This window comes from Streptococcus symci (assembly GCF_006385165.1).
GTDB lineage: Bacteria > Bacillota > Bacilli > Lactobacillales > Streptococcaceae > Streptococcus > Streptococcus symci.
This window is the reverse complement of record NZ_VFJA01000003.1, coordinates 143,038-162,674: the sequence shown is the minus strand read 5'-3', so window position 1 is coordinate 162,674 and position 19,637 is coordinate 143,038. Positions and strand designations below refer to the sequence as shown.

The following is a 19,637-nucleotide window of genomic DNA, read 5'->3' as shown; positions in this document are numbered from 1 at the left end:
TAGAATAATACTTACGGATGATGTAAGAAATCTTTATCGCTGACTTTTATAATCAGGTTATTGGAGCTATACTTACTATATTATAGCATGGTTTCAGGGATTTAAAAAGAGGAGTAGAGGTTGAAAAATTTTCCTAATATTGAGATCATAAAAAATAATACCACTGAAGTTCATGATCCAGCGGTATTATCTTACAGGAAAATCTATTTCCGTTCTTATTTTCTATTGTTACTTCATTTAGATCTGTCAAAGAATAATTGTAGCAAGCTAGTTTTAAAGAATTCTCTTCAGCCTACACTATTTTTTATCCAAAGATAAATCTCACTATACGATTACTGGCTTTCTCTGTTGCCTTATTAATATCATCTTTTTTCCAATATGGCTTTACATCATTGCCATAAGTTTCTACAAGAGCAGTCGCTAAGGGATAAATGCTATTAACATAGCCTAATTTACTCTTTTGTGTTGTAGATACCTTTGTTCTAAACCATTGATTTCCAATTGAGCGATTGATTTTTTCCTCGAGCAAAATTTTATTTCCAAGTTTATTTACTATTGCACGAAATTCCTCTTCAGAATTAATCTCGGCATCTTTGCGAATTTCTTGTAGATTTTTACCACTTAATGGCATTATATGCTCAATATCATATTTATCTCCTAATAGGAAAGTTGATTTTGTTTCTTTAGCAAATAGATACTCGTTCAAATATACAAGTTTATGTTTATTATACTCCAATATTTCGCTTTTGATATCTTCGTTATCCCAATTATAACGAAGATGATTCTCAAAGTCTTGTTTGATTTTTAGCTCGCTAATCTCTTTATCAGCTAATTTAACCTCTTCTGCAAAAAGGAATGTCTTAAAATACTTACTTGAATAGCCAGCATCTACCAGCTCCATGATTGTAAATAGTTTCAACAGGCTTTCAACGATGATCTCGACCCCTTCCTCTTTTACATTGTCTACATCAAATCTATATAAATAGCTTGAAAGAAAAAGTTTTGCATTTTCGTTAAATTTTAACAATACCTGAACACATGGATATTCGGAAATTTTTTTCCATATTTTAGCCAATCTAATCATGTCTTTACATAAATTAACTGGAGAATTTAGCAAGTCCTTATTTATCTCTGTATAGTATCTTCGTAATCCAGGTGTAGTAACGTTTACAACACCCGAATCACTTACAGTCTCTCCACGTATAGCCCTTGTGTAGTACATATGTTGCATTAAGATAGAATCTATATTAGCAATACCATTCTTAGTTAAATCACTAATTTGGGATAAGAGGCTTGTCCAAAGATTCGTAAATTCTTTTCCATTACCATCTTTTTCTGCTATAGCATATAGTTTTGCAGATATAATGTCTGCATCATATAACGGAAGTCCATCAGAGTTAAGAGAGTTGAACATTGTTATGGCTTGCTCTACCTGCCAGCTCTTAATTTCAATCACTTCACAATTATCAGTAAAAGCTTTTGCAATTATATTTAGTTGAGAAGCAGGCAATTCCTCAATGACTGTGTAAAAGTAGTTGAAGTTGCGGAAAAAATTTGTATACTTATTATCTTTCTGCTTGTATGGGATTTTGATAACATTACTTTTCGCTTCATCGTAATCTACAGAATTTAGAATAGAAGAGATGTCTGTTTTATACCGTTCGTTAATAGAGTAGCTTTCTAAAGTTAGCAATCTTTTACATATTTCTCCGTCCCTTTCTTTGTTAGGTTCATCGGTAATATCTTCAGACTCAACCTTATAAAGAATTCCCATGATCTTTCGTCTCCGTTCTTTTAGACCACGGAGAAGTCCTGCAGAATCTTCATCGTTTGGGGTTTGTTTTATCGAATCATTAATTTTAATAAGTAATGCCTTTAATAATAGTAAAAAGGTTGTCGTACGCTGTTGACCATCAATCAATCCAAATCTTGTATCATCTTCTTGGCAATTAATAATGATAGTTCCAAAGAAGTACGAATCTTTATTGTTGCTCGCGACAAAATTTTGAATATCCTGCCAAAGTTTATCGCAATGATCTGTTCCCCAAGAATATGCTCGTTGATATTCTGGAATAGTAAAAATTGTATTATCCTCTAGTTTAAGATAATCTCCAATTTTTCGAAGTTTAGGTTCAATATTTTTTGCCATTTACTTTCTTTCTCTTATTTAAACGTGTTATTGATGATTTTTTATCCGACATAATGATTTTGATTATTTTTTACAGTTTTCTTTTTAGAAATAATTCAAAAGGAAAGGAGTATATGTTTTTCTTTTTTACAAAACGCTGAAGTTCATGCTTCAGCGCTATTATTTTTATTATAGAAAACTCTATTCCCATTCAACAGTTGCTGGTGGTTTACTTGTAATATCGTAGACGATACGGTTAACGTGGTCCACTTCATTTACGATACGTACAGAAATCTTTTGAAGGACTTCCCAAGGAATTTTGGCAAAGTCAGCAGTCATACCATCGATAGAGGTGATGGCACGGATTGCAATCGTGTAGTCATATGTACGACCGTCACCCATAACACCAACTGAACGAACGCCTGTATTAACAGTGAAGTATTGCCAGATATCGCGGTCAAGACCTGCTTTAGCAATTTCTTCACGAAGAATATCGTCTGACTCACGAACTGTTTCTAGCTTTTCTTCAGTGATTTCACCCATAACACGGATAGCAAGTCCTGGTCCTGGGAATGGTTGGCGCCATACGATATGGTCTGGCATACCAAGCTCTGTACCAAGGGCACGAACTTCGTCTTTATAGAGAGTGTTGAGTGGTTCAATCAATTCAAACTGCATGTCTTCTGGAAGACCACCCACGTTGTGGTGTGACTTAATAGTTTGAGCTGTATCTGTACCAGACTCGATAACGTCTGTATATAAGGTACCTTGAGCAAGGAATTTCACATCTTTGAGCTTACTTGCCTCGTCATCAAATACATACACAAATTCATTACCGATGATTTTACGTTTTTGTTCTGGGTCAGAAACGCCAGCAAGTTTGTCAAGGAAACGTTTAGCAGCGTCTGCTTTGACGATATTCAAACCAAACTTACCACCAAGCATGTCCATAACTTGGTCCGCTTCTCCTTTACGAAGAAGACCGTGGTCCACGAAGATACAGATCAATTGATCACCAATAGCCTTTTGGAGAAGAACCCCAACTACAGATGAATCAACCCCACCGGATAGACCAAGAAGGACACGTTTATCACCGACAGTCTCACGGATTTTTTGGATCTGCATATCGATGAAGTTATCCATTGACCAATCACCTTTAGCCTTACAGATGTTAAGGGCAAAGTTACGAAGGATATCGTTTCCGTATGCAGAATGACGAACTTCTGGGTGGAATTGAATACCGTAAATGTGTTTATCTGGATTTTCAATGGCTGCGTATGGGCAGTCAGCTGATGTACCTGTACGAACAAAGTCAGAAGGAATCTCAGTAACCGCATCACCATGACTCATCAAAACAGTCTGTTCATCAGGTGTTGATTCAAAAAGAGCTGATGGTGTATGAGTTAGAGTTGATTGACCGTATTCACGATTTCCAGCATCACCTGCAGGAACAACTTTTCCTCCAAGTTTATGGGTCAACAACTGCATACCGTAACAGATTCCCAAAATTGGAATTCCAAGTTCGAAGATTTCTGGGTCAATATCAAATGAACCATCTTCGTATACAGAGTTTGGACCACCTGATAGGATAATTCCTACAGGATTGATTTCACGAACTTCAGCAGCTGAAATTTTATGGCTTTTTAGTTCTGAAAAAACACCAATCTCACGGATACGACGTGAAATCAGCTGGTTGTATTGGCTACCATAGTCCAATACGATGATTTTTTCTACATCTTGCAAATCAGTTGAAATGTTGCTCATCTTTTTCCTTTCTCAAAAGAAATATCTTTTTTCAATATTCTATCACAAATAAGGGCGAATTACCAACTAAACAAGGCGAAGTTTGACTTTTTCTAGTTTATTGGGGTACAATAGAGAAAAGATAGAAATGAAGTGAAAAATATGCTACCCGCTTATATGAAAATCCATGATCAGATTAAAAAGGATATTGACGAACACCGTTGGGCAATTGGTGAGAGACTTCCTAGTGAACGAGACTTAGCAGAGCAGTTTGCGGTCAGTCGCATGACCCTCCGCCAAGCCGTATCTCTATTAGTCGAAGAAGGCGTCTTAGAGCGCCGCGTAGGAAGTGGCACCTTTGTTTCTAGTACTCGGGTACAAGAAAAGATGCGAGGAACAACAAGTTTTACTGAAATTGTTAAGTCCCAAGGTAAAGTACCCTCTAGCCAGCTCATTTCCTACAGAAAAACCATTCCCAATGAGCAGGAAGTTGCAAAGTTAGGAATTTCTCCAACGGAGAATATTATCCGAATGGAACGGGTCCGCTATGCCGACCAAGTTCCTCTAGTTTATGAAGTTGCTTCTATTCCTGAAAAATTCATTAAGGACTTTAAAAAAGAAGAAATCACTAGTCATTTCTTCCAGACCTTGCAAAAACATGGCTACCGTATTGGCAAATCACAGCAGACTATCTATGCTCGCCTTGCTAAGGAAAAAATTGCCCACTATTTGGAAGTTGAAAAAGGACATGCTATTCTTGGTCTGACTCAGATTTCTTACCTAGAAGATGGTACTGCATTTGAATACGTAAAAAGTCAGTATGTAGGCGAACGTTTTGAATTTTATCTTGAGAATAACTAGTCTAGAAAGGCTAGTTTTTTGCTTTCTTAAAAGATTAGAATTGTCAAAACAATCTGTCTAGGCTTGATTTTATCACTTATTTACTATAAAATGAGAAGGAAAAACGTCAAACTTTTATATTGCAAATAGGAGAAAACATGACAAAAACATTAAAACGTCCTGAGGTTTTATCACCTGCAGGGACTTTAGAGAAGCTAAAGGTAGCTGTTCAATATGGAGCAGATGCTGTCTTTATCGGTGGTCAGGCCTATGGTCTTCGTAGCCGTGCCGGAAACTTTACTTTCGAACAGATGGAAGAAGGTGTCCAGTTTGCTGCCAAGTACGGTGCCAAAGTCTATGTAGCTGCCAATATGGTTATGCACGAAGGAAATGAAGCTGGTGCTGGTGAGTGGTTCCGTAAACTGCGTGATATCGGGATTGCAGCAGTTATCGTATCTGACCCAGCCTTGATCATGATTGCAGCGACTGAAGCGCCTGGTCTTGAAATCCACCTCTCTACCCAGGCAAGTGCTACTAACTATGAAACCCTTGAGTTCTGGAAAGAACTAGGTTTAACTCGTGTCGTTTTGGCGCGTGAGGTTTCAATGGAAGAATTAGCTGAAATCCGCAAACGTACAGATGTTGAGATTGAAGCCTTTGTTCATGGAGCCATGTGTATTTCATACTCTGGTCGTTGTACTCTTTCAAACCACATGAGTATGCGTGATGCTAACCGTGGTGGATGCTCTCAGTCATGCCGTTGGAAATACGACCTTTACGATATGCCATTTGGGAAGGAACGTAAGAGTCTTAAAGGTGAAATTCCTGAAGAATTTTCAATGTCAGCCGTTGATATGTCAATGATTGACCATATCCCGGATATGATTGAAAATGGTGTGGACAGTCTAAAAATCGAAGGACGCATGAAGTCTATTCACTATGTTTCGACAGTAACTAACTGTTATAAGGCGGCTGTTGATGCTTATCTAGAGAGTCCAGAGAAGTTTGAAGCTATCAAGCAAGACTTGATTGATGAGATGTGGAAGGTTGCCCAACGTGAATTAGCAACAGGTTTCTACTATGGTACGCCGTCTGAAAATGAGCAGTTATTTGGTGCTCGTCGTAAAATTCCTGAGTATAAGTTTGTCGCTGAAGTGGTTGCTTATGATGATGCGACACAAACAGCAACCATTCGCCAACGGAACGTCATTAACGAAGGGGACCAAGTTGAGTTTTACGGTCCAGGTTTCCGTCATTTTGAAACATATATCGAAGATCTGCATGATGCTAAAGGAAATAAGATCGATCGCGCTCCAAATCCAATGGAACTATTGACTATTAAGGTTCCACAACCTGTTCAAGCTGGAGACATGGTTCGAGCTCTCAAAGAAGGACTCATCAATCTTTATAAAGAAGATGGCACCAGCGTTACAGTGCGTGCTTAATAAACATGTAGGAGACGAAAGTTTTCTAGTTGCTTTCCCTTCAATCCTACTTACCAAAGAACCTTAGGTTAAAGAAAATATATTAATTTCCATCCGAGATTCCATCTCGGATTTTTTCATTATTTTTCAGAAAGAACTAGATAATGGACGAATTTATTACAAGTTTTTTCCAAAGTTTTCTATATAATAGACTTAAAAATAGTAAAATTGTAAATAATTTTCATTAAACGCTTTCAACGTAAGTAAAAAGTTGACAAATCCAATTTTTAGGACTAAACTAAGTAAGTAAATTTTAATTAAAAGGAGAATTCGTCATGAATTTAACATTTTTCGGTCTATGTCTTGCCTGTATGGGTGTATCTCTTGGTGAGGGTATGTTGATGAATGGTTTGTTGAAATCAGTTGCTCGCCAACCAGATATCATCTCAGAACTACGTAGTTTGATGATCCTAGGGGTTGCCTTTATTGAAGGTACTTTCTTCGTTACTCTTGTCTTTTCATTTATCATCAAATAAAAGAAGTATAAATTGAAAAAGGGAGGATTTTAGATGGAAGAAAGTATTAATCCAACCATCAATATTGGTCCTGTTACCTTTAATTTAACCATAGTAGTTTTGACTTTGTTGACTGTAGCACTTATTTTTGGCTTTATTTATTGGGCAACTCGAAATATGACTTTGAGACCCACAGGAAAACAAAATGTATTAGAGTATTTATTTGATTTTGTTGTTGGATTTACAAAATCAAACCTTGGTCCAATGATAAAGGATTATTCTCTCTTTTATTTCTGTTTATTCCTATTTATGGCCATTGCAAATAATATTGGCTTAATGGCTAGAATTCAGACTACAGATGGTGTAAATCTTTGGACCTCACCAACAGCAAATTTGTCATTTGACTTGGTCTTGTCTTTTACAATTATCTTAATGACCCACGTAGAAGGAATTCGTCGTCGTGGAATCAAAAAGTATTTAAAAGCATTTGTAACACCAGGTTTTATGACACCAATGAATCTCTTAGAAGAAGTTACCAATCTCCTTTCACTTGCATTGCGGGTATTTGGTAATATCTTTGCAGGGGAAGTGATGGCAAGTATGTTAGTCCTACTTTCTCATCAGGCCTTCTATTGGTACCCTATTGCTTTTGGAACAAATCTAATCTGGACTGCATTTTCTGTTTTTATTTCTTGTGTACAAGCATATGTATTTACATTGTTATCTTCAATGTACCTAGGAAATAAAATTAATGATGAAGAATAGAAAGGAGTAGTTTATGAATGTAACAGTAGGTGAATTACTTGGTGATTTTATACTAATCGCTGGTTCCTTTATTCTCTTGCTAGTCTTGGTTAAGAAATACGCTTGGTCAAATTTGACTAGCATTTTCGAACAAAGAGCAGAAAAAATTGCAGCAGATATTGACGGAGCTGAACAAGCACGTCAAAAAGCAGAAGTATTGGCTCAGAAACGCGAAGATGAATTGGCTGGTAGCCGTAAAGAAGCTAAGACAATCATTGAGAATGCGAAAGAAACAGCTGAGAAAAGCAAAGCTAGTATTTTAGCAGATGCTAAGCTAGAAGCAGGACGCTTGAAAGAAAAAGCGAACCAAGAAATTGCTCAAAATAAAGCTGAAGCTTTACAAAGCGTTAAGGGTGAGGTAGCAGATTTGACAATCAGCTTGGCTGGTAAAATCATCTCACAAAACCTTGACGGTCATGCCCATAAAGAACTCATTGATCAGTATATCGATCAGTTAGGAGAAGCTTAATGGACAAGAAAACAGTAAAGGTAATTGAAAAATACAGCATGCCTTTTGTCCAATTGGTTTTAGAAAAAGGAGAAGAAGACCGTATCTTTTCAGACTTAGCTCAAATCAAGCAAGTTGCTGAAGAAACAGGTTTACCTTCTTTTTTAAAAAAAGTGGCAGTCGACGAGTCTGACAAGGAAAAAACGATTGCGTTCTTCCAAGATTCAGTGTCGACTTTATTGCAAAACTTTATCCAGGTTCTTATCTACAATCACAGAGCAAATCTTTTTTATGATATTCTTGTAGATTGTTTGAACCGACTTGAAAAAGAAACAAATCGATTTGAAGTGACGATTACTTCTGCTCATCCTTTAACTGATGAACAAAAGAGTCGCTTGCTCCCTTTGATTGAGAAAAAAATGTCTCTTAAAGTAAGGAGTGTAAAAGAACAAATCGATGAAAGTCTTATTGGTGGTTTTGTCATTTTTGCCAATCACAAGACAATTGATGTGAGTATTAAACAACAACTTAAAGTTGTTAAAGAAAATTTGAAATAGAAAGTGGTGTTCTTTTGGCAATTAACGCACAAGAAATCAGCGCTTTAATTAAGCAACAAATTGAAAATTTCAAACCCAATTTTGATGTGACTGAAACAGGTGTTGTAACCTATATCGGGGACGGTATCGCGCGTGCTCACGGCCTTGAAAATGCCATGAGTGGAGAGTTGTTGATTTTTGAAAACGGCTCTTATGGTATGGCTCAAAACTTGGAGTCAACAGACATTGGTATTATCATCCTAGGTGACTTTACAGATATCCGTGAAGGCGATACAATCCGCCGTACAGGGAAAATCATGGAAGTCCCAGTAGGTGAAAGTCTGATTGGTCGTGTTGTGGATCCGCTTGGTCGTCCAGTTGACGGTCTTGGAGAAATCCACACTGATAAAACTCGTCCAGTAGAAGCGCCAGCTCCTGGTGTTATGCAACGTAAGTCTGTATCAGAACCATTGCAAACTGGTTTGAAAGCTATCGACGCCCTTGTACCGATTGGTCGTGGTCAACGTGAGTTGATTATCGGTGACCGTCAGACAGGGAAAACAACAATTGCGATTGATACAATCTTGAACCAAAAAGGTCAAGATATGATCTGTATCTATGTTGCGATTGGACAAAAAGAATCAACAGTTCGTACGCAAGTAGAAACACTACGTCAGTACGGTGCCTTGGACTACACAATCGTTGTGACTGCCTCTGCTTCACAACCATCTCCATTGCTTTTCCTAGCTCCTTATGCTGGGGTTGCCATGGCGGAAGAATTTATGTACCAAGGGAAACATGTTTTGATCGTTTATGATGATTTATCAAAACAAGCGGTAGCTTATCGTGAACTCTCTCTCTTGCTTCGTCGTCCTCCAGGTCGTGAAGCTTTCCCAGGGGATGTTTTCTACCTTCACAGCCGTTTGCTTGAGCGCTCAGCTAAAGTTTCTGATGAACTTGGTGGTGGATCTATTACAGCCCTACCGTTTATCGAGACACAAGCAGGAGATATCTCTGCCTATATCGCAACCAACGTGATTTCAATCACTGATGGACAAATCTTCCTTGGTGATGGTCTCTTCAATGCAGGTATTCGTCCAGCCATCGATGCGGGTTCTTCTGTATCGCGTGTAGGTGGTTCTGCACAAATCAAAGCCATGAAGAAGGTTGCTGGTACACTTCGTATCGACCTTGCTTCATACCGTGAGTTGGAAGCCTTCACTAAGTTTGGTTCTGACTTAGATGCGGCGACACAGGCTAAGTTGAACCGTGGACGTCGTACAGTGGAAGTTTTGAAACAACCTGTTCACAAACCATTACCTGTTGAGAAACAAGTAACCATTCTCTATGCTTTGACACATGGTTTCTTGGATACTGTTCCTGTAGATGAAATTGTTCGTTTCGAGGAAGAGTTCCATGCCTTCTTTGATGCTCAACATCCAGAGATTTTGGAAACCATTCGTGATACAAAAGACTTGCCAGAAGAAGCGGTCTTGGATGCTGCGATTACAGAGTTTCTCAATCAAACCAGCTTCCAATAAGAATAGAGGTGTCAGATGGCAGTATCTCTAAATGATATTAAAACAAAAATCGCCTCAACAAAAAATACGAGTCAAATCACTAATGCCATGCAGATGGTATCAGCTGCTAAGCTAGGTCGTTCTGAAGAAGCTGCTCGCAACTTCCAAGTTTATGCTCAGAAAGTTCGTAAACTTTTGACGGATATTCTTCATGGGAATGGAGCTGGCAGTTCAACCAATCCGATGTTGATTAGCCGTCCAGTTAAGAAGACAGGCTATATCGTCATTACTTCAGACAGAGGTTTGGTTGGAGGTTATAATTCTTCTATTCTGAAAGCTATTATGGAGTTGAAGGAGGAATACCATCCAGACGGTAAAGGTTTTGAAATGATCTGTATTGGTGGAATGGGAGCTGATTTCTTTAAAGCTCGTGGTATTCAACCACTTTATGAACTACGTGGCTTGGCAGATCAACCAAGCTTTGATGAAGTTCGTAAGATTATTTCAAAAACTGTTGAAATGTACCAAAATGAACTTTTTGATGAACTCTATGTCTGCTATAACCACCATGTCAATACGCTAACCAGTCAAATGCGTGTGGAGCAAATGCTTCCGATTGTTGACTTGGATCCAAATGAAGCGGATGACAGTTACAGTTTGACCTTTGAGTTGGAAACTAGTCGAGAAGAAATTTTGGAGCAGTTGTTGCCTCAGTTTGCAGAAAGTATGATTTACGGGGCTATTATCGATGCTAAGACAGCTGAAAATGCTGCGGGTATGACTGCCATGCAAACAGCGACAGATAATGCTAAGAAAGTCATTAATGATTTGACAATTCAGTATAACCGTGCCAGACAGGCGGCGATTACACAAGAAATTACAGAAATCGTAGCAGGAGCTAGTGCCTTAGAATAGGCACTAGTCCAGCTCGTATGAAAATGAACTTAGGACCTAGTTAAGCTAGGGACCGACAGTATCTTATATAGAATAGGAGAAGGAGATGAGTTCAGGTAAAATTGCTCAGGTTATCGGTCCCGTTGTAGACGTCTTGTTTGCAGCAGGGGAAAAACTTCCTGAGATTAACAATGCACTTGTCGTCTACAAAAATGACGAAAGAAAAACAAAAATCGTCCTTGAAGTAGCCTTGGAGTTGGGAGATGGTATGGTCCGTACTATCGCCATGGAATCAACAGATGGTTTGACTCGTGGAATGGAAGTATTGGACACAGGTCGTCCAATCTCTGTACCAGTAGGTAAAGAAACTTTAGGACGTGTCTTCAATGTTTTGGGAGATACCATTGACTTGGAAGCTCCTTTTACAGAAGATGCAGAGCGTCAGCCAATTCATAAAAAAGCTCCAACTTTTGATGAGTTGTCTACCTCTTCTGAAATCCTTGAAACAGGTATTAAGGTTATCGACCTTCTTGCCCCTTACCTTAAAGGTGGTAAGGTTGGACTTTTCGGTGGTGCCGGAGTTGGTAAAACCGTCTTAATCCAAGAATTGATTCACAACATTGCCCAAGAACACGGTGGTATTTCAGTATTTACCGGTGTTGGGGAACGTACTCGTGAGGGTAATGACCTTTACTGGGAAATGAAAGAATCAGGCGTTATCGAGAAAACAGCCATGGTATTTGGTCAGATGAATGAGCCACCAGGAGCACGTATGCGTGTTGCGCTTACTGGTTTGACAATTGCTGAATATTTCCGTGATGTAGAAGGCCAAGATGTGCTTCTCTTTATCGATAATATCTTCCGTTTCACTCAGGCTGGTTCAGAAGTATCTGCCCTTTTGGGTCGTATGCCATCAGCCGTTGGTTACCAACCAACACTTGCTACGGAAATGGGTCAATTGCAAGAGCGTATTACATCAACTAAAAAGGGTTCTGTAACCTCTATCCAGGCTATCTATGTGCCAGCGGATGACTATACTGACCCAGCGCCAGCAACAGCCTTCGCTCACTTGGATTCAACAACTAACTTGGAACGTAAGTTGGTACAATTGGGTATCTACCCAGCCGTTGACCCACTTGCTTCAAGCTCACGTGCCTTGGCACCTGAAATCGTTGGAGAAGAGCACTATGCAGTTGCTGCTGAAGTAAAACGAGTCCTTCAACGTTACCATGAATTGCAAGATATCATTGCTATCCTTGGTATGGATGAGCTTTCTGATGAAGAAAAGACTTTGGTTGCTCGTGCCCGTCGTATCCAGTTCTTCTTGTCGCAAAACTTCAACGTTGCGGAACAATTCACTGGTCAGCCAGGTTCTTATGTTCCAGTTGCTGAAACTGTTCGTGGCTTTAAGGAAATCCTTGATGGTAAACACGACCACTTGCCAGAAGATGCCTTCCGTGGTGTAGGTTCTATCGAAGATGTGATTGCAAAAGCTGAAAAAATGGGATTTTAAGAGGTGATCTATGGCTCAGTTAACTGTCCAGATCGTGACACCAGATGGTCTCGTCTATGATCACCATGCCAGCTTTGTATCAGTTCGAACTCTGGATGGTGAGATGGGAATCTTGCCACGACATGAAAATATGATTGCAGTTTTAGCAGTGGATGAGGTTAAGGTTAAACGTGTAGATGATGAAAATCACGTGAACTGGATTGCAGTAAACGGGGGTGTTATCGAAGTTGCCAATGGCGTTGTCACAATTGTTGCTGACTCTGCAGAACGTGCTCGTGATATCGACGTTAGTCGTGCAGAACGTGCCAAACTTCGAGCAGAGCGTGAAATTGAAGAAGCACACGACAAACACTTGATTGACCAAGAACGTCGTGCGAAGATTGCACTGCAACGTGCCATTAACCGTATTAATGTCGGAAATAGACTATAAGAAAAAAATGAACTTGAGTTACCAAGTTCATTTTTTATGTTTTCTTAGGGAGCAAAACTGATGCAAAATTAGAATTGTCTAGAGATATAAAAGATAATTAAAAGATTGCATAGTTCAATTTGCGTAGCAGAAATCATACAAATGAAATTGATTATAGTAAAATAGAATTAGAATTATTAAGAAAGTTGGTTTTTTATTGGAAACGATAGTATTTTCAATCTCCGTTTTTTTAGCAGGGATTTTGTCCTTCTTTTCCCCTTGTATTTTCCCTCTGTTACCTGTTTATACTGGAATTTTATTGGATGATCAAGAAAGCGCAAAAAGTTTTTCTTTGTTTGGGAGAAAGGTTGCCTGGTCAGGTCTGATTCGAACTCTTTGCTTTATCGCAGGCATTTCACTCATTTTCTTTATTCTAGGATTCGGTGCTGGTTACTTTGGTAACATTCTCTATGCCAATTGGTTTCGCTATACCATGGGAACAATTATTATCATTTTAGGCCTTCACCAGATGGAAATTTTTCATTTTAAGAAATTAGAGGTTCAAAAAAGCTTTACTTTTAAGAAATCAGAAGCCAATCGTTATTGGTCAGCCTTTTTACTCGGTATTACTTTTAGCTTTGGTTGGACGCCTTGTATTGGTCCAGTTTTAAGTTCTGTTTTAGCGCTTGCGGCTTCTGGAGGCAATGGCGCTTGGCAAGGAGCTATCTATACCCTAATTTACACTCTTGGGATGGCCATTCCTTTCTTAGTTTTGGCTCTAGCTTCAGGTGTAGTAATGCCTTATTTTAGTAAAATCAAGCGTCATATGATGCTACTGAAGAAAATTGGTGGTTTCCTCATTATTTTAATGGGAATTTTGTTACTATTAGGACAAGTAAATGTTCTAGCTGGTATTTTTGAATAAAGGAGAAAAAGATGAAAAAAGTAATGTTTGCTGGCTTAAGCCTCTTGTCACTAGTTGTATTGATGGCCTGTGGCGAGGAAGAGACTAAAAAGACTCAAGCACCAGAACAATCCCCAAAACAACAGCAACAAACGCCTGTACAACAAATTGCTGTTGGAAAAGATGCTCCAGACTTCACCTTGCAATCTATGGATGGTAAAGAAGTTAAGTTATCTGATTATAAGGGGAAAAAAGTCTACTTGAAGTTTTGGGCTTCATGGTGTGGTCCATGTAAGAAAAGTATGCCTGAGTTGATGGAATTAGCAGCGAAACCAGATCGTGATTTTGAAATTCTTAGTGTCATTGCACCAGGAATTCAAGGTGAAAAAACTGTCGAGCAATTTCCACAATGGTTCCAAGATCAAGGATATAAAGATATCCCAGTACTTTATGACACAAAAGGAACCACCTTCCAAGCTTATCAAATTCGAAGCATTCCTACAGAATACCTGATTGATAGTCAAGGAAAGATTGGAAAGATTCAATTTGGTGTCATCAGCAACGAGGATGCAGAAGCAGCCTTTAAAGAAATGAACTAGAATCAAGATTTTAAAATAGTATTTATACAATCAATCCCCTAGATTTTAGATAGTATTAATCTAAGATTTAGGGGATTTTTGCTATCAATAAATTAAGTTTAAAAAAGAAGGGAGTTCTGTATTATACAGATTCCCCTTCTTTTTCTTTAAACATAATATTTATTTTTTAGCTTTAAGAAGTTTATTATATCATAGCTTCTCGTTGATAAAGCGGATAAACTGATTCCACCAAACTTTTAAGAAGAAGGCTTTTTCTACTTTCTTTTCTGCTACCATTTCAAAACTAGGACGTTCTGTGGTGATGTAACCTTGACCAATCAAGTCTGAGTCTTCATAAGTCAAATGTCCAACCACTGTTCCGGCTTCAAGTGGTGCTGGAATTGCCTTAGAATCAGGTGTGAATTGAACAGATTGAGAAGATTGATTCCCAATACGTTCAATTAGAGAAATATCATCTTTAGCAACAGCAGTGACTGTATCTTCTTTTCCGTCTTGTACAGGGACTTTGCTATCTTGATAGGCATCACCTTTCTGAACGATTTTGCGAAGTGTGAATGTAGAAGAGATATAATCCATTAGTGAAGATGTAGCTGTGAAGCGAGCGTAAGGATTATTGTCTTGATGATCCGCATTCAAAACAACTGTGATAACCCTCATGCCTTTTTCGACAGTAGTACCAACAAAAGACTCTCCAGCCTTATCTGTGGTCCCTGTTTTTAATCCATCAAAACCACCGCGATAAGCAGGCATACCCTCTAACATGTAATTGGTAGAAGTGATTGTCATTCCAGCAAAAGTAGAAGAAGGTTTTTTCGTGATTTCTAAGACTTGTGGGTATTTTTTGATGAGGTTGCGAGCAACGATAGCGACATCATAAGCACTGAGCTTATTTTCCTCATCTTTTTTAGAGCCTGGGTAAATGTTATCACCTAGACTCTCATTGTTAAGCCCCGTCGTATTGACAACAGTTGCATCCGAAATTCCCCATTCCAAGAGTTTTGCCCTCATCATATCGACGAAATCTTTTTCTGAGCCTGCAATTTTCTCAGCTAGCGCAATAGCCGCACTGTTGGCGCTAGATACCAGGGTTGCCTCAAGTAGTTGTTCGACGGTATAATTACGAGCTTCCATAGGAACGTTACTCGCTTCAGAATTTGTCGTTAATTTGTAAGGATAATCAGAAATATCTACCGGAGTTGATAGTGTAATACTGCCGTTTTCCAAGGCTTCATAGACAAGATAAACAGTAATTAACTTTGTGATTGAAGCAATTTCAACTGGCTGGGTTGCATCTTTCTCATAGAGAATTTTACCAGTATTTGCCTCAACAGCAATTGCATGTTTAGCAGCAATATTAAAATCTTGAGCAGCAACAGTAGATGCTGAGCCAATAATGGAAAGGCTTAAAAGAGTTAAAATTATTTTTTTCATAGTAAGTTTATTCTATCATAAAGAAAAAAATATTCCCAGTTTCATGATAGAAGAAAGAAGCTTTTTTGAAAGTGTGGTAAAATAGATGAATGGAGGTACTTCATGTTTCGTAAGAATAAATTATTTTTTTGGACCAGTGAGATTTTACTATTAACCATCATCTTCTATTTATGGAGACAGATGGGAGCGATTATTACACCTTTTGTAAGCGTTGCAAACACTATAATGATTCCCTTTCTTTTAGGTGGTTTTTTATATTATTTGACCAATCCTATTGTAAATTTTTTACAAAAGTATTTCAAAATTAACCGTATCATTGGTATTTTACTAACCTTGTGTACCTTGGTCTGGGGGCTAGTTATTGGGGTAGTTTATCTTTTACCGATTTTGATTAATCAGTTGACCAGTTTGATAGCAACAAGTCAGACAATTTATAGTCGTTTGCAAGATTTGATTGTGGATTTATCTACTTATCCAGCCTTTCAAAATTTAGATATTCAAGCGACAATTCAACAATTAAATCTATCCTATGTAGATATTCTACAAAATATCTTAAATAGTGTGACGAATAGTGTTGGAAGTGTCTTATCTGCGCTCTTTAGTACCGTTTTGATTATTATCATGACCCCTGTGTTCTTAATTTATTTTTTGTTAGACGGTAACAAGTTCTTGCCGATGCTTGAACGTACTGTTTTAAAGAGAGATAAGCTACATATTGCAGGCCTATTAAAGAATTTGAATGCGACAATTGCTCGCTATATTAGTGGAGTTGCAATTGATGCGATTATTATTGGGTGTTTGGCCTTTATTGGATATAGTATTATTGGTTTAAAATATGCATTGGTCTTCGCCATCTTTTCAGGATTAGCCAATCTCATTCCTTATGTAGGACCAAGTATTGGCTTGATTCCAATGATTATCGCTAATGTCTTTACTGATCCTCATAGAATGCTGATTGCAGTTGTTTATATGCTGATTATTCAACAAGTAGATGGAAATATCCTCTACCCTCGAATCGTTGGTGGGGTAATGAAGGTTCATCCAATTACGATTTTAGTATTGCTTTTGTTATCAAGTAATATCTATGGTGTCATTGGCATGATTGTCGCAGTACCAACCTATTCTATCTTGAAAGAAATTTCTAAGTTTTTATCACGTTTGTATGAAAATCATAAAATAATGAAAGAACGAGAAAGAGAATTAGCTAAGTAAAAGTCAGGAAATTCCTGATTTTTCTTTTTGTTTAGCTAAGTGATAGGAGCAGAAGTGTCGTTTAGATTAGTAGATTAAGAATAATTCACAAAAACTTTGTAAAACACTTGCAATTTAGCTGAAATTTGATAAAATAGTAAGGAAAGTTAGACTGTATTGCCTACTGTCTATCTATAAAATATATTTTATTGGAGGCTTTTACTCAAATGGCAAAAGAAAAATACGATCGTAGTAAACCACACGTTAACATTGGTACTATCGGACACGTTGACCACGGTAAAACTACCCTAACTGCAGCTATCACAACTGTTTTGGCACGTCGCTTGCCTTCATCAGTTAACCAACCTAAAGACTATGCGTCTATTGATGCTGCTCCAGAAGAACGCGAACGCGGTATCACAATCAACACTGCGCACGTTGAGTACGAAACTGAAAAACGTCACTACGCTCACATCGACGCTCCAGGACACGCGGACTACGTTAAAAACATGATCACTGGTGCTGCTCAAATGGACGGAGCTATCCTTGTAGTAGCTTCAACTGACGGACCAATGCCACAAACTCGTGAGCACATCCTTCTTTCACGTCAGGTTGGTGTTAAACACCTTATCGTCTTCATGAACAAAGTTGACTTGGTTGACGACGAAGAATTGCTTGAATTGGTTGAAATGGAAATCCGTGACCTATTGTCAGAATACGACTTCCCAGGTGACGATCTTCCAGTTATCCAAGGTTCAGCTCTTAAAGCCCTTGAAGGTGACTCTAAATACGAAGATATCGTTATGGAATTGATGAACACAGTTGATGAGTACATCCCAGAACCAGAACGTGACACTGACAAACCATTGCTTCTTCCAGTCGAAGACGTATTCTCAATCACTGGACGTGGTACAGTTGCTTCAGGACGTATCGACCGTGGTATCGTTAAAGTCAACGACGAAATCGAAATCGTTGGTATCAAAGAAGAAACTCAAAAAGCAGTTGTTACTGGTGTTGAAATGTTCCGTAAACAACTTGACGAAGGTCTTGCCGGAGATAACGTAGGTGTCCTTCTTCGTGGTGTTCAACGTGATGAAATTGAACGTGGACAAGTTATCGCTAAACCAGGTTCAATCAACCCACACACTAAATTCAAAGGTGAAGTCTACATCCTTACTAAAGAAGAAGGTGGACGTCACACTCCATTCTTCAACAACTACCGTCCACAATTCTACTTCCGTACTACTGACGTTACAGGTTCAATCGAACTTCCAGCAGGTACTGAAATGGTAATGCCTGGTGATAACGTGACAATCGTCGTTGAGTTGATCCACCCAATCGCCGTAGAACAAGGTACTACATTCTCTATCCGTGAGGGTGGACGTACTGTTGGTTCAGGTATGGTTACAGAAATCGAAGCTTAATTCGATTTAGTTCCCAGAAGAACAATTATTTAAGTCAGACACTAAAAGAATCTTGCTTTGCAAGGTTCTTTTTCATTATGTCACTATTAGTCCGTCTAGCTCCGTTAGGTGTGAGACAAATAAATGATGGCTGTGAAATATTTTTACTTTTCATGGAAAAATTGTTTTGAGAAAGGTTCCATCTTTTTTTGGGGGAGTAATTTGTTGATATAAAAAAGACAAACACTAAAATGATGTTTGTCTTTGGTGTGTAGCTCCATTAGTTGGTCAGTTATAATTATGTTAATTAGCAAATCTGATGCAGACCGCTTCTGGGACATGGAAGTCATTAGAAAGTTCTGCTAGACGACCAGTTTCAGGATTGCGTTTAAAGACGGTTGCATTGTCAGAGTCTTGATGGATAGCAATGACAAATTCTTGATCTGGTGTCAAATCAAAATCACGTGGAGTCTGACCATGAGTCGGAACGATTTCTAACAACTCTAAACTACCGTCCGCAAGGATTGTATATACTGCGATAGAATCATGACCACGGTTAGAAGCGTAGAGATATTTACCGTCTTTAGAGAGACGAATAGCAGCAGTACCATTAAAGCCTTCATAACCGTCTGGTAGAGTTGAAATGACTTGCATGCGTTCAAATTCGCCAACACCATCGTAGATTAGAACCTCGATAGTGCTATTAAGTTCACAAATGAGATAAGCAATTTTATAATGATTATGGAAAATAATATGGCGTGAGCCTGCTCCTGGCTGGCTGTGATAGGTATAGAGTTTAGATAATTTTCCTTCTTGATCAAGATCATAAGTGATGACTTGGTCAGTTCCCAAGTCGCAAGTCACTAGATAGTGGTCAGGTGTTAAATCTGTATAGTGAACATGTGGAGAAGCTTGATTTTCATGTGGACCTTGGCCACTGTGTTGATCCACATCACTAAGTAGAAGACGACCATCTTCCTGACGTTTATAAACAAGGACTTGTCCCTTGTGGTAGTTTGCTGCGTACACCAAATCACGCTTTTCATCAACGGCAACATAACAGTGGGGAGCTCCTTCTTCCACGACATGATTTAATAAGGTTCCATCAGTTTGATAGGCTGCAATCCCCCCCTTATCGTCTTGACTACCAACAGTGTATAAATGTTGGTGTTGGTCAAAGGCAAGGTAGGTCGGACTTGGCTCAGCTGCAAAAAGTTCTAGATTTGAAAGCTGACCAGTTTCTGTATCGAAGTCTGCCTTGTAAATCCCTTGGGAAGTCCGACGTGTATAAGTTCCAAAATAAACAGTTTCTTTCATAACTTTACCTCTTTATAA

The 19,637-nt window shown here is 38.5% G+C and carries 18 protein-coding genes; 14 read left to right on the top strand and 4 right to left on the bottom strand.

The genetic code is table 11. The features are described from left to right. Positions 1-304: 304 nt before the first annotated feature. On the bottom strand, positions 305-2,149 hold the full coding sequence (locus FJN11_RS07415) for a DUF262 domain-containing protein (RefSeq protein WP_049551880.1): 1,845 nt from the start codon (positions 2,147-2,149) through the stop codon (positions 305-307). A 180-nt stretch (positions 2,150-2,329) separates the two neighbouring features. After that, the gene (gene guaA / locus FJN11_RS07410) at positions 2,330-3,892 is read right to left on the bottom strand and encodes a glutamine-hydrolyzing GMP synthase (RefSeq protein ID WP_140224246.1); all 1,563 of its coding nucleotides are present in this window, start codon (positions 3,890-3,892) and stop codon (positions 2,330-2,332) included. Positions 3,893-4,033: 141 nt separating this feature from the next. Here guaA and FJN11_RS07405 point away from each other — a divergent pair, with 141 nt between their 5' ends. The 12 genes from FJN11_RS07405 (at position 4,034) to sdbB (ending at position 14,277) form a co-directional block, all read left to right on the top strand. Next, complete coding sequence (locus tag FJN11_RS07405) at positions 4,034-4,732, top strand: GntR family transcriptional regulator (protein ID WP_042751018.1); 699 nt, start codon at positions 4,034-4,036, stop codon at positions 4,730-4,732. Positions 4,733-4,869: 137 nt separating this feature from the next. Next, the gene (locus tag FJN11_RS07400; protein WP_000169063.1) at positions 4,870-6,156 is read left to right on the top strand and encodes a peptidase U32 family protein; all 1,287 of its coding nucleotides are present in this window, start codon (positions 4,870-4,872) and stop codon (positions 6,154-6,156) included. Positions 6,157-6,470: 314 nt separating this feature from the next. Continuing rightward, positions 6,471-6,671 (top strand): F0F1 ATP synthase subunit C, encoded by a 201-nt coding sequence (locus FJN11_RS07395; RefSeq protein WP_001054560.1) that lies wholly within the window; start codon positions 6,471-6,473, stop codon positions 6,669-6,671. A 33-nt stretch (positions 6,672-6,704) separates the two neighbouring features. After that, on the top strand, positions 6,705-7,415 hold the full coding sequence (gene atpB, locus FJN11_RS07390; protein WP_000392870.1) for a F0F1 ATP synthase subunit A: 711 nt from the start codon (positions 6,705-6,707) through the stop codon (positions 7,413-7,415). Positions 7,416-7,428: 13 nt separating this feature from the next. After that, the gene (gene atpF / locus FJN11_RS07385) at positions 7,429-7,923 is read left to right on the top strand and encodes a F0F1 ATP synthase subunit B (RefSeq protein ID WP_001103468.1); all 495 of its coding nucleotides are present in this window, start codon (positions 7,429-7,431) and stop codon (positions 7,921-7,923) included. Then, positions 7,923-8,459 carry a F0F1 ATP synthase subunit delta gene (locus tag FJN11_RS07380; RefSeq protein ID WP_049502213.1) on the top strand — a complete coding sequence of 179 codons (537 nt, stop codon included), beginning with the start codon at positions 7,923-7,925 and terminating at the stop codon, positions 8,457-8,459. The genes atpF and FJN11_RS07380 overlap by 1 nt, the downstream gene beginning before the upstream one ends. Positions 8,460-8,473: 14 nt before the next feature. Beyond that, the gene (gene atpA / locus FJN11_RS07375) at positions 8,474-9,979 is read left to right on the top strand and encodes a F0F1 ATP synthase subunit alpha (RefSeq protein WP_140224245.1); all 1,506 of its coding nucleotides are present in this window, start codon (positions 8,474-8,476) and stop codon (positions 9,977-9,979) included. 15 nt (positions 9,980-9,994) lie between these two features. Beyond that, positions 9,995-10,873, top strand: a complete 879-nt coding sequence (locus FJN11_RS07370; protein WP_070479292.1) for a F0F1 ATP synthase subunit gamma — start codon at positions 9,995-9,997, stop codon at positions 10,871-10,873. An 85-nt stretch (positions 10,874-10,958) separates the two neighbouring features. Continuing rightward, complete coding sequence (gene atpD, locus FJN11_RS07365; protein ID WP_000094357.1) at positions 10,959-12,365, top strand: F0F1 ATP synthase subunit beta; 1,407 nt, start codon at positions 10,959-10,961, stop codon at positions 12,363-12,365. A 10-nt stretch (positions 12,366-12,375) separates the two neighbouring features. After that, positions 12,376-12,795 (top strand): F0F1 ATP synthase subunit epsilon, encoded by a 420-nt coding sequence (locus FJN11_RS07360; RefSeq protein WP_049493458.1) that lies wholly within the window; start codon positions 12,376-12,378, stop codon positions 12,793-12,795. A gap of 196 nt (positions 12,796-12,991) precedes the next feature. Beyond that, positions 12,992-13,699, top strand: a complete 708-nt coding sequence (gene ccdA2 / locus FJN11_RS07355) for a thiol-disulfide oxidoreductase-associated membrane protein CcdA2 (protein ID WP_049500759.1) — start codon at positions 12,992-12,994, stop codon at positions 13,697-13,699. Positions 13,700-13,710: 11 nt separating this feature from the next. Further along, a complete protein-coding gene (gene sdbB / locus FJN11_RS07350) occupies positions 13,711-14,277 on the top strand; it encodes a thiol-disulfide oxidoreductase-associated lipoprotein SdbB (protein WP_049493461.1) in 567 nt (188 codons plus the stop codon). Positions 14,278-14,466: 189 nt separating this feature from the next. On the opposite strand, the gene pbp3 is transcribed toward sdbB, so the two are convergent. Beyond that, entirely contained in the window at positions 14,467-15,708 is a 1,242-nt protein-coding gene (gene pbp3 / locus FJN11_RS07345) for a D-alanyl-D-alanine carboxypeptidase PBP3 (protein WP_049493463.1), read from the bottom strand. 102 nt (positions 15,709-15,810) lie between these two features. On the opposite strand from pbp3, the gene FJN11_RS07340 reads away from it, so the two are divergent. Continuing rightward, positions 15,811-16,920, top strand: a complete 1,110-nt coding sequence (locus tag FJN11_RS07340; RefSeq protein ID WP_070479288.1) for an AI-2E family transporter — start codon at positions 15,811-15,813, stop codon at positions 16,918-16,920. Between the two features lie 206 nt (positions 16,921-17,126). Further along, positions 17,127-18,323 (top strand): elongation factor Tu, encoded by a 1,197-nt coding sequence (gene tuf, locus FJN11_RS07335; protein ID WP_140224244.1) that lies wholly within the window; start codon positions 17,127-17,129, stop codon positions 18,321-18,323. A 282-nt stretch (positions 18,324-18,605) separates the two neighbouring features. Here tuf and FJN11_RS07330 read toward each other — a convergent pair whose 3' ends face one another. Next, positions 18,606-19,619 carry a lactonase family protein gene (locus tag FJN11_RS07330; RefSeq protein WP_070481956.1) on the bottom strand — a complete coding sequence of 338 codons (1,014 nt, stop codon included), beginning with the start codon at positions 19,617-19,619 and terminating at the stop codon, positions 18,606-18,608. Between the last annotated feature and the right edge of the window lie 18 nt (positions 19,620-19,637).

Bases quoted from the DNA above. Each gene is read 5' to 3' on its own strand.
- guaA (WP_140224246.1), bottom strand. From the start codon at position 3,892: ATGAGCAACATTTCAACTGATTTGCAAGATGTAGAAAAAATCATCGTA.
- FJN11_RS07360 (WP_049493458.1), top strand. From the start codon at position 12,376: ATGGCTCAGTTAACTGTCCAGATCGTGACACCAGATGGTCTCGTCTAT.
- FJN11_RS07380 (WP_049502213.1), top strand. From the start codon at position 7,923: ATGGACAAGAAAACAGTAAAGGTAATTGAAAAATACAGCATGCCTTTT.
- FJN11_RS07340 (WP_070479288.1), top strand. From the start codon at position 15,811: ATGTTTCGTAAGAATAAATTATTTTTTTGGACCAGTGAGATTTTACTA.
- sdbB (WP_049493461.1), top strand. From the start codon at position 13,711: ATGAAAAAAGTAATGTTTGCTGGCTTAAGCCTCTTGTCACTAGTTGTA.
- FJN11_RS07415 (WP_049551880.1), bottom strand. From the start codon at position 2,149: ATGGCAAAAAATATTGAACCTAAACTTCGAAAAATTGGAGATTATCTT.
- atpB (WP_000392870.1), top strand. From the start codon at position 6,705: ATGGAAGAAAGTATTAATCCAACCATCAATATTGGTCCTGTTACCTTT.
- FJN11_RS07405 (WP_042751018.1), top strand. From the start codon at position 4,034: ATGCTACCCGCTTATATGAAAATCCATGATCAGATTAAAAAGGATATT.
- FJN11_RS07370 (WP_070479292.1), top strand. From the start codon at position 9,995: ATGGCAGTATCTCTAAATGATATTAAAACAAAAATCGCCTCAACAAAA.
- tuf (WP_140224244.1), top strand. From the start codon at position 17,127: ATGGCAAAAGAAAAATACGATCGTAGTAAACCACACGTTAACATTGGT.
- FJN11_RS07400 (WP_000169063.1), top strand. From the start codon at position 4,870: ATGACAAAAACATTAAAACGTCCTGAGGTTTTATCACCTGCAGGGACT.
- atpF (WP_001103468.1), top strand. From the start codon at position 7,429: ATGAATGTAACAGTAGGTGAATTACTTGGTGATTTTATACTAATCGCT.
- atpD (WP_000094357.1), top strand. From the start codon at position 10,959: ATGAGTTCAGGTAAAATTGCTCAGGTTATCGGTCCCGTTGTAGACGTC.
- pbp3 (WP_049493463.1), bottom strand. From the start codon at position 15,708: ATGAAAAAAATAATTTTAACTCTTTTAAGCCTTTCCATTATTGGCTCA.
- FJN11_RS07395 (WP_001054560.1), top strand. From the start codon at position 6,471: ATGAATTTAACATTTTTCGGTCTATGTCTTGCCTGTATGGGTGTATCT.
- FJN11_RS07330 (WP_070481956.1), bottom strand. From the start codon at position 19,619: ATGAAAGAAACTGTTTATTTTGGAACTTATACACGTCGGACTTCCCAA.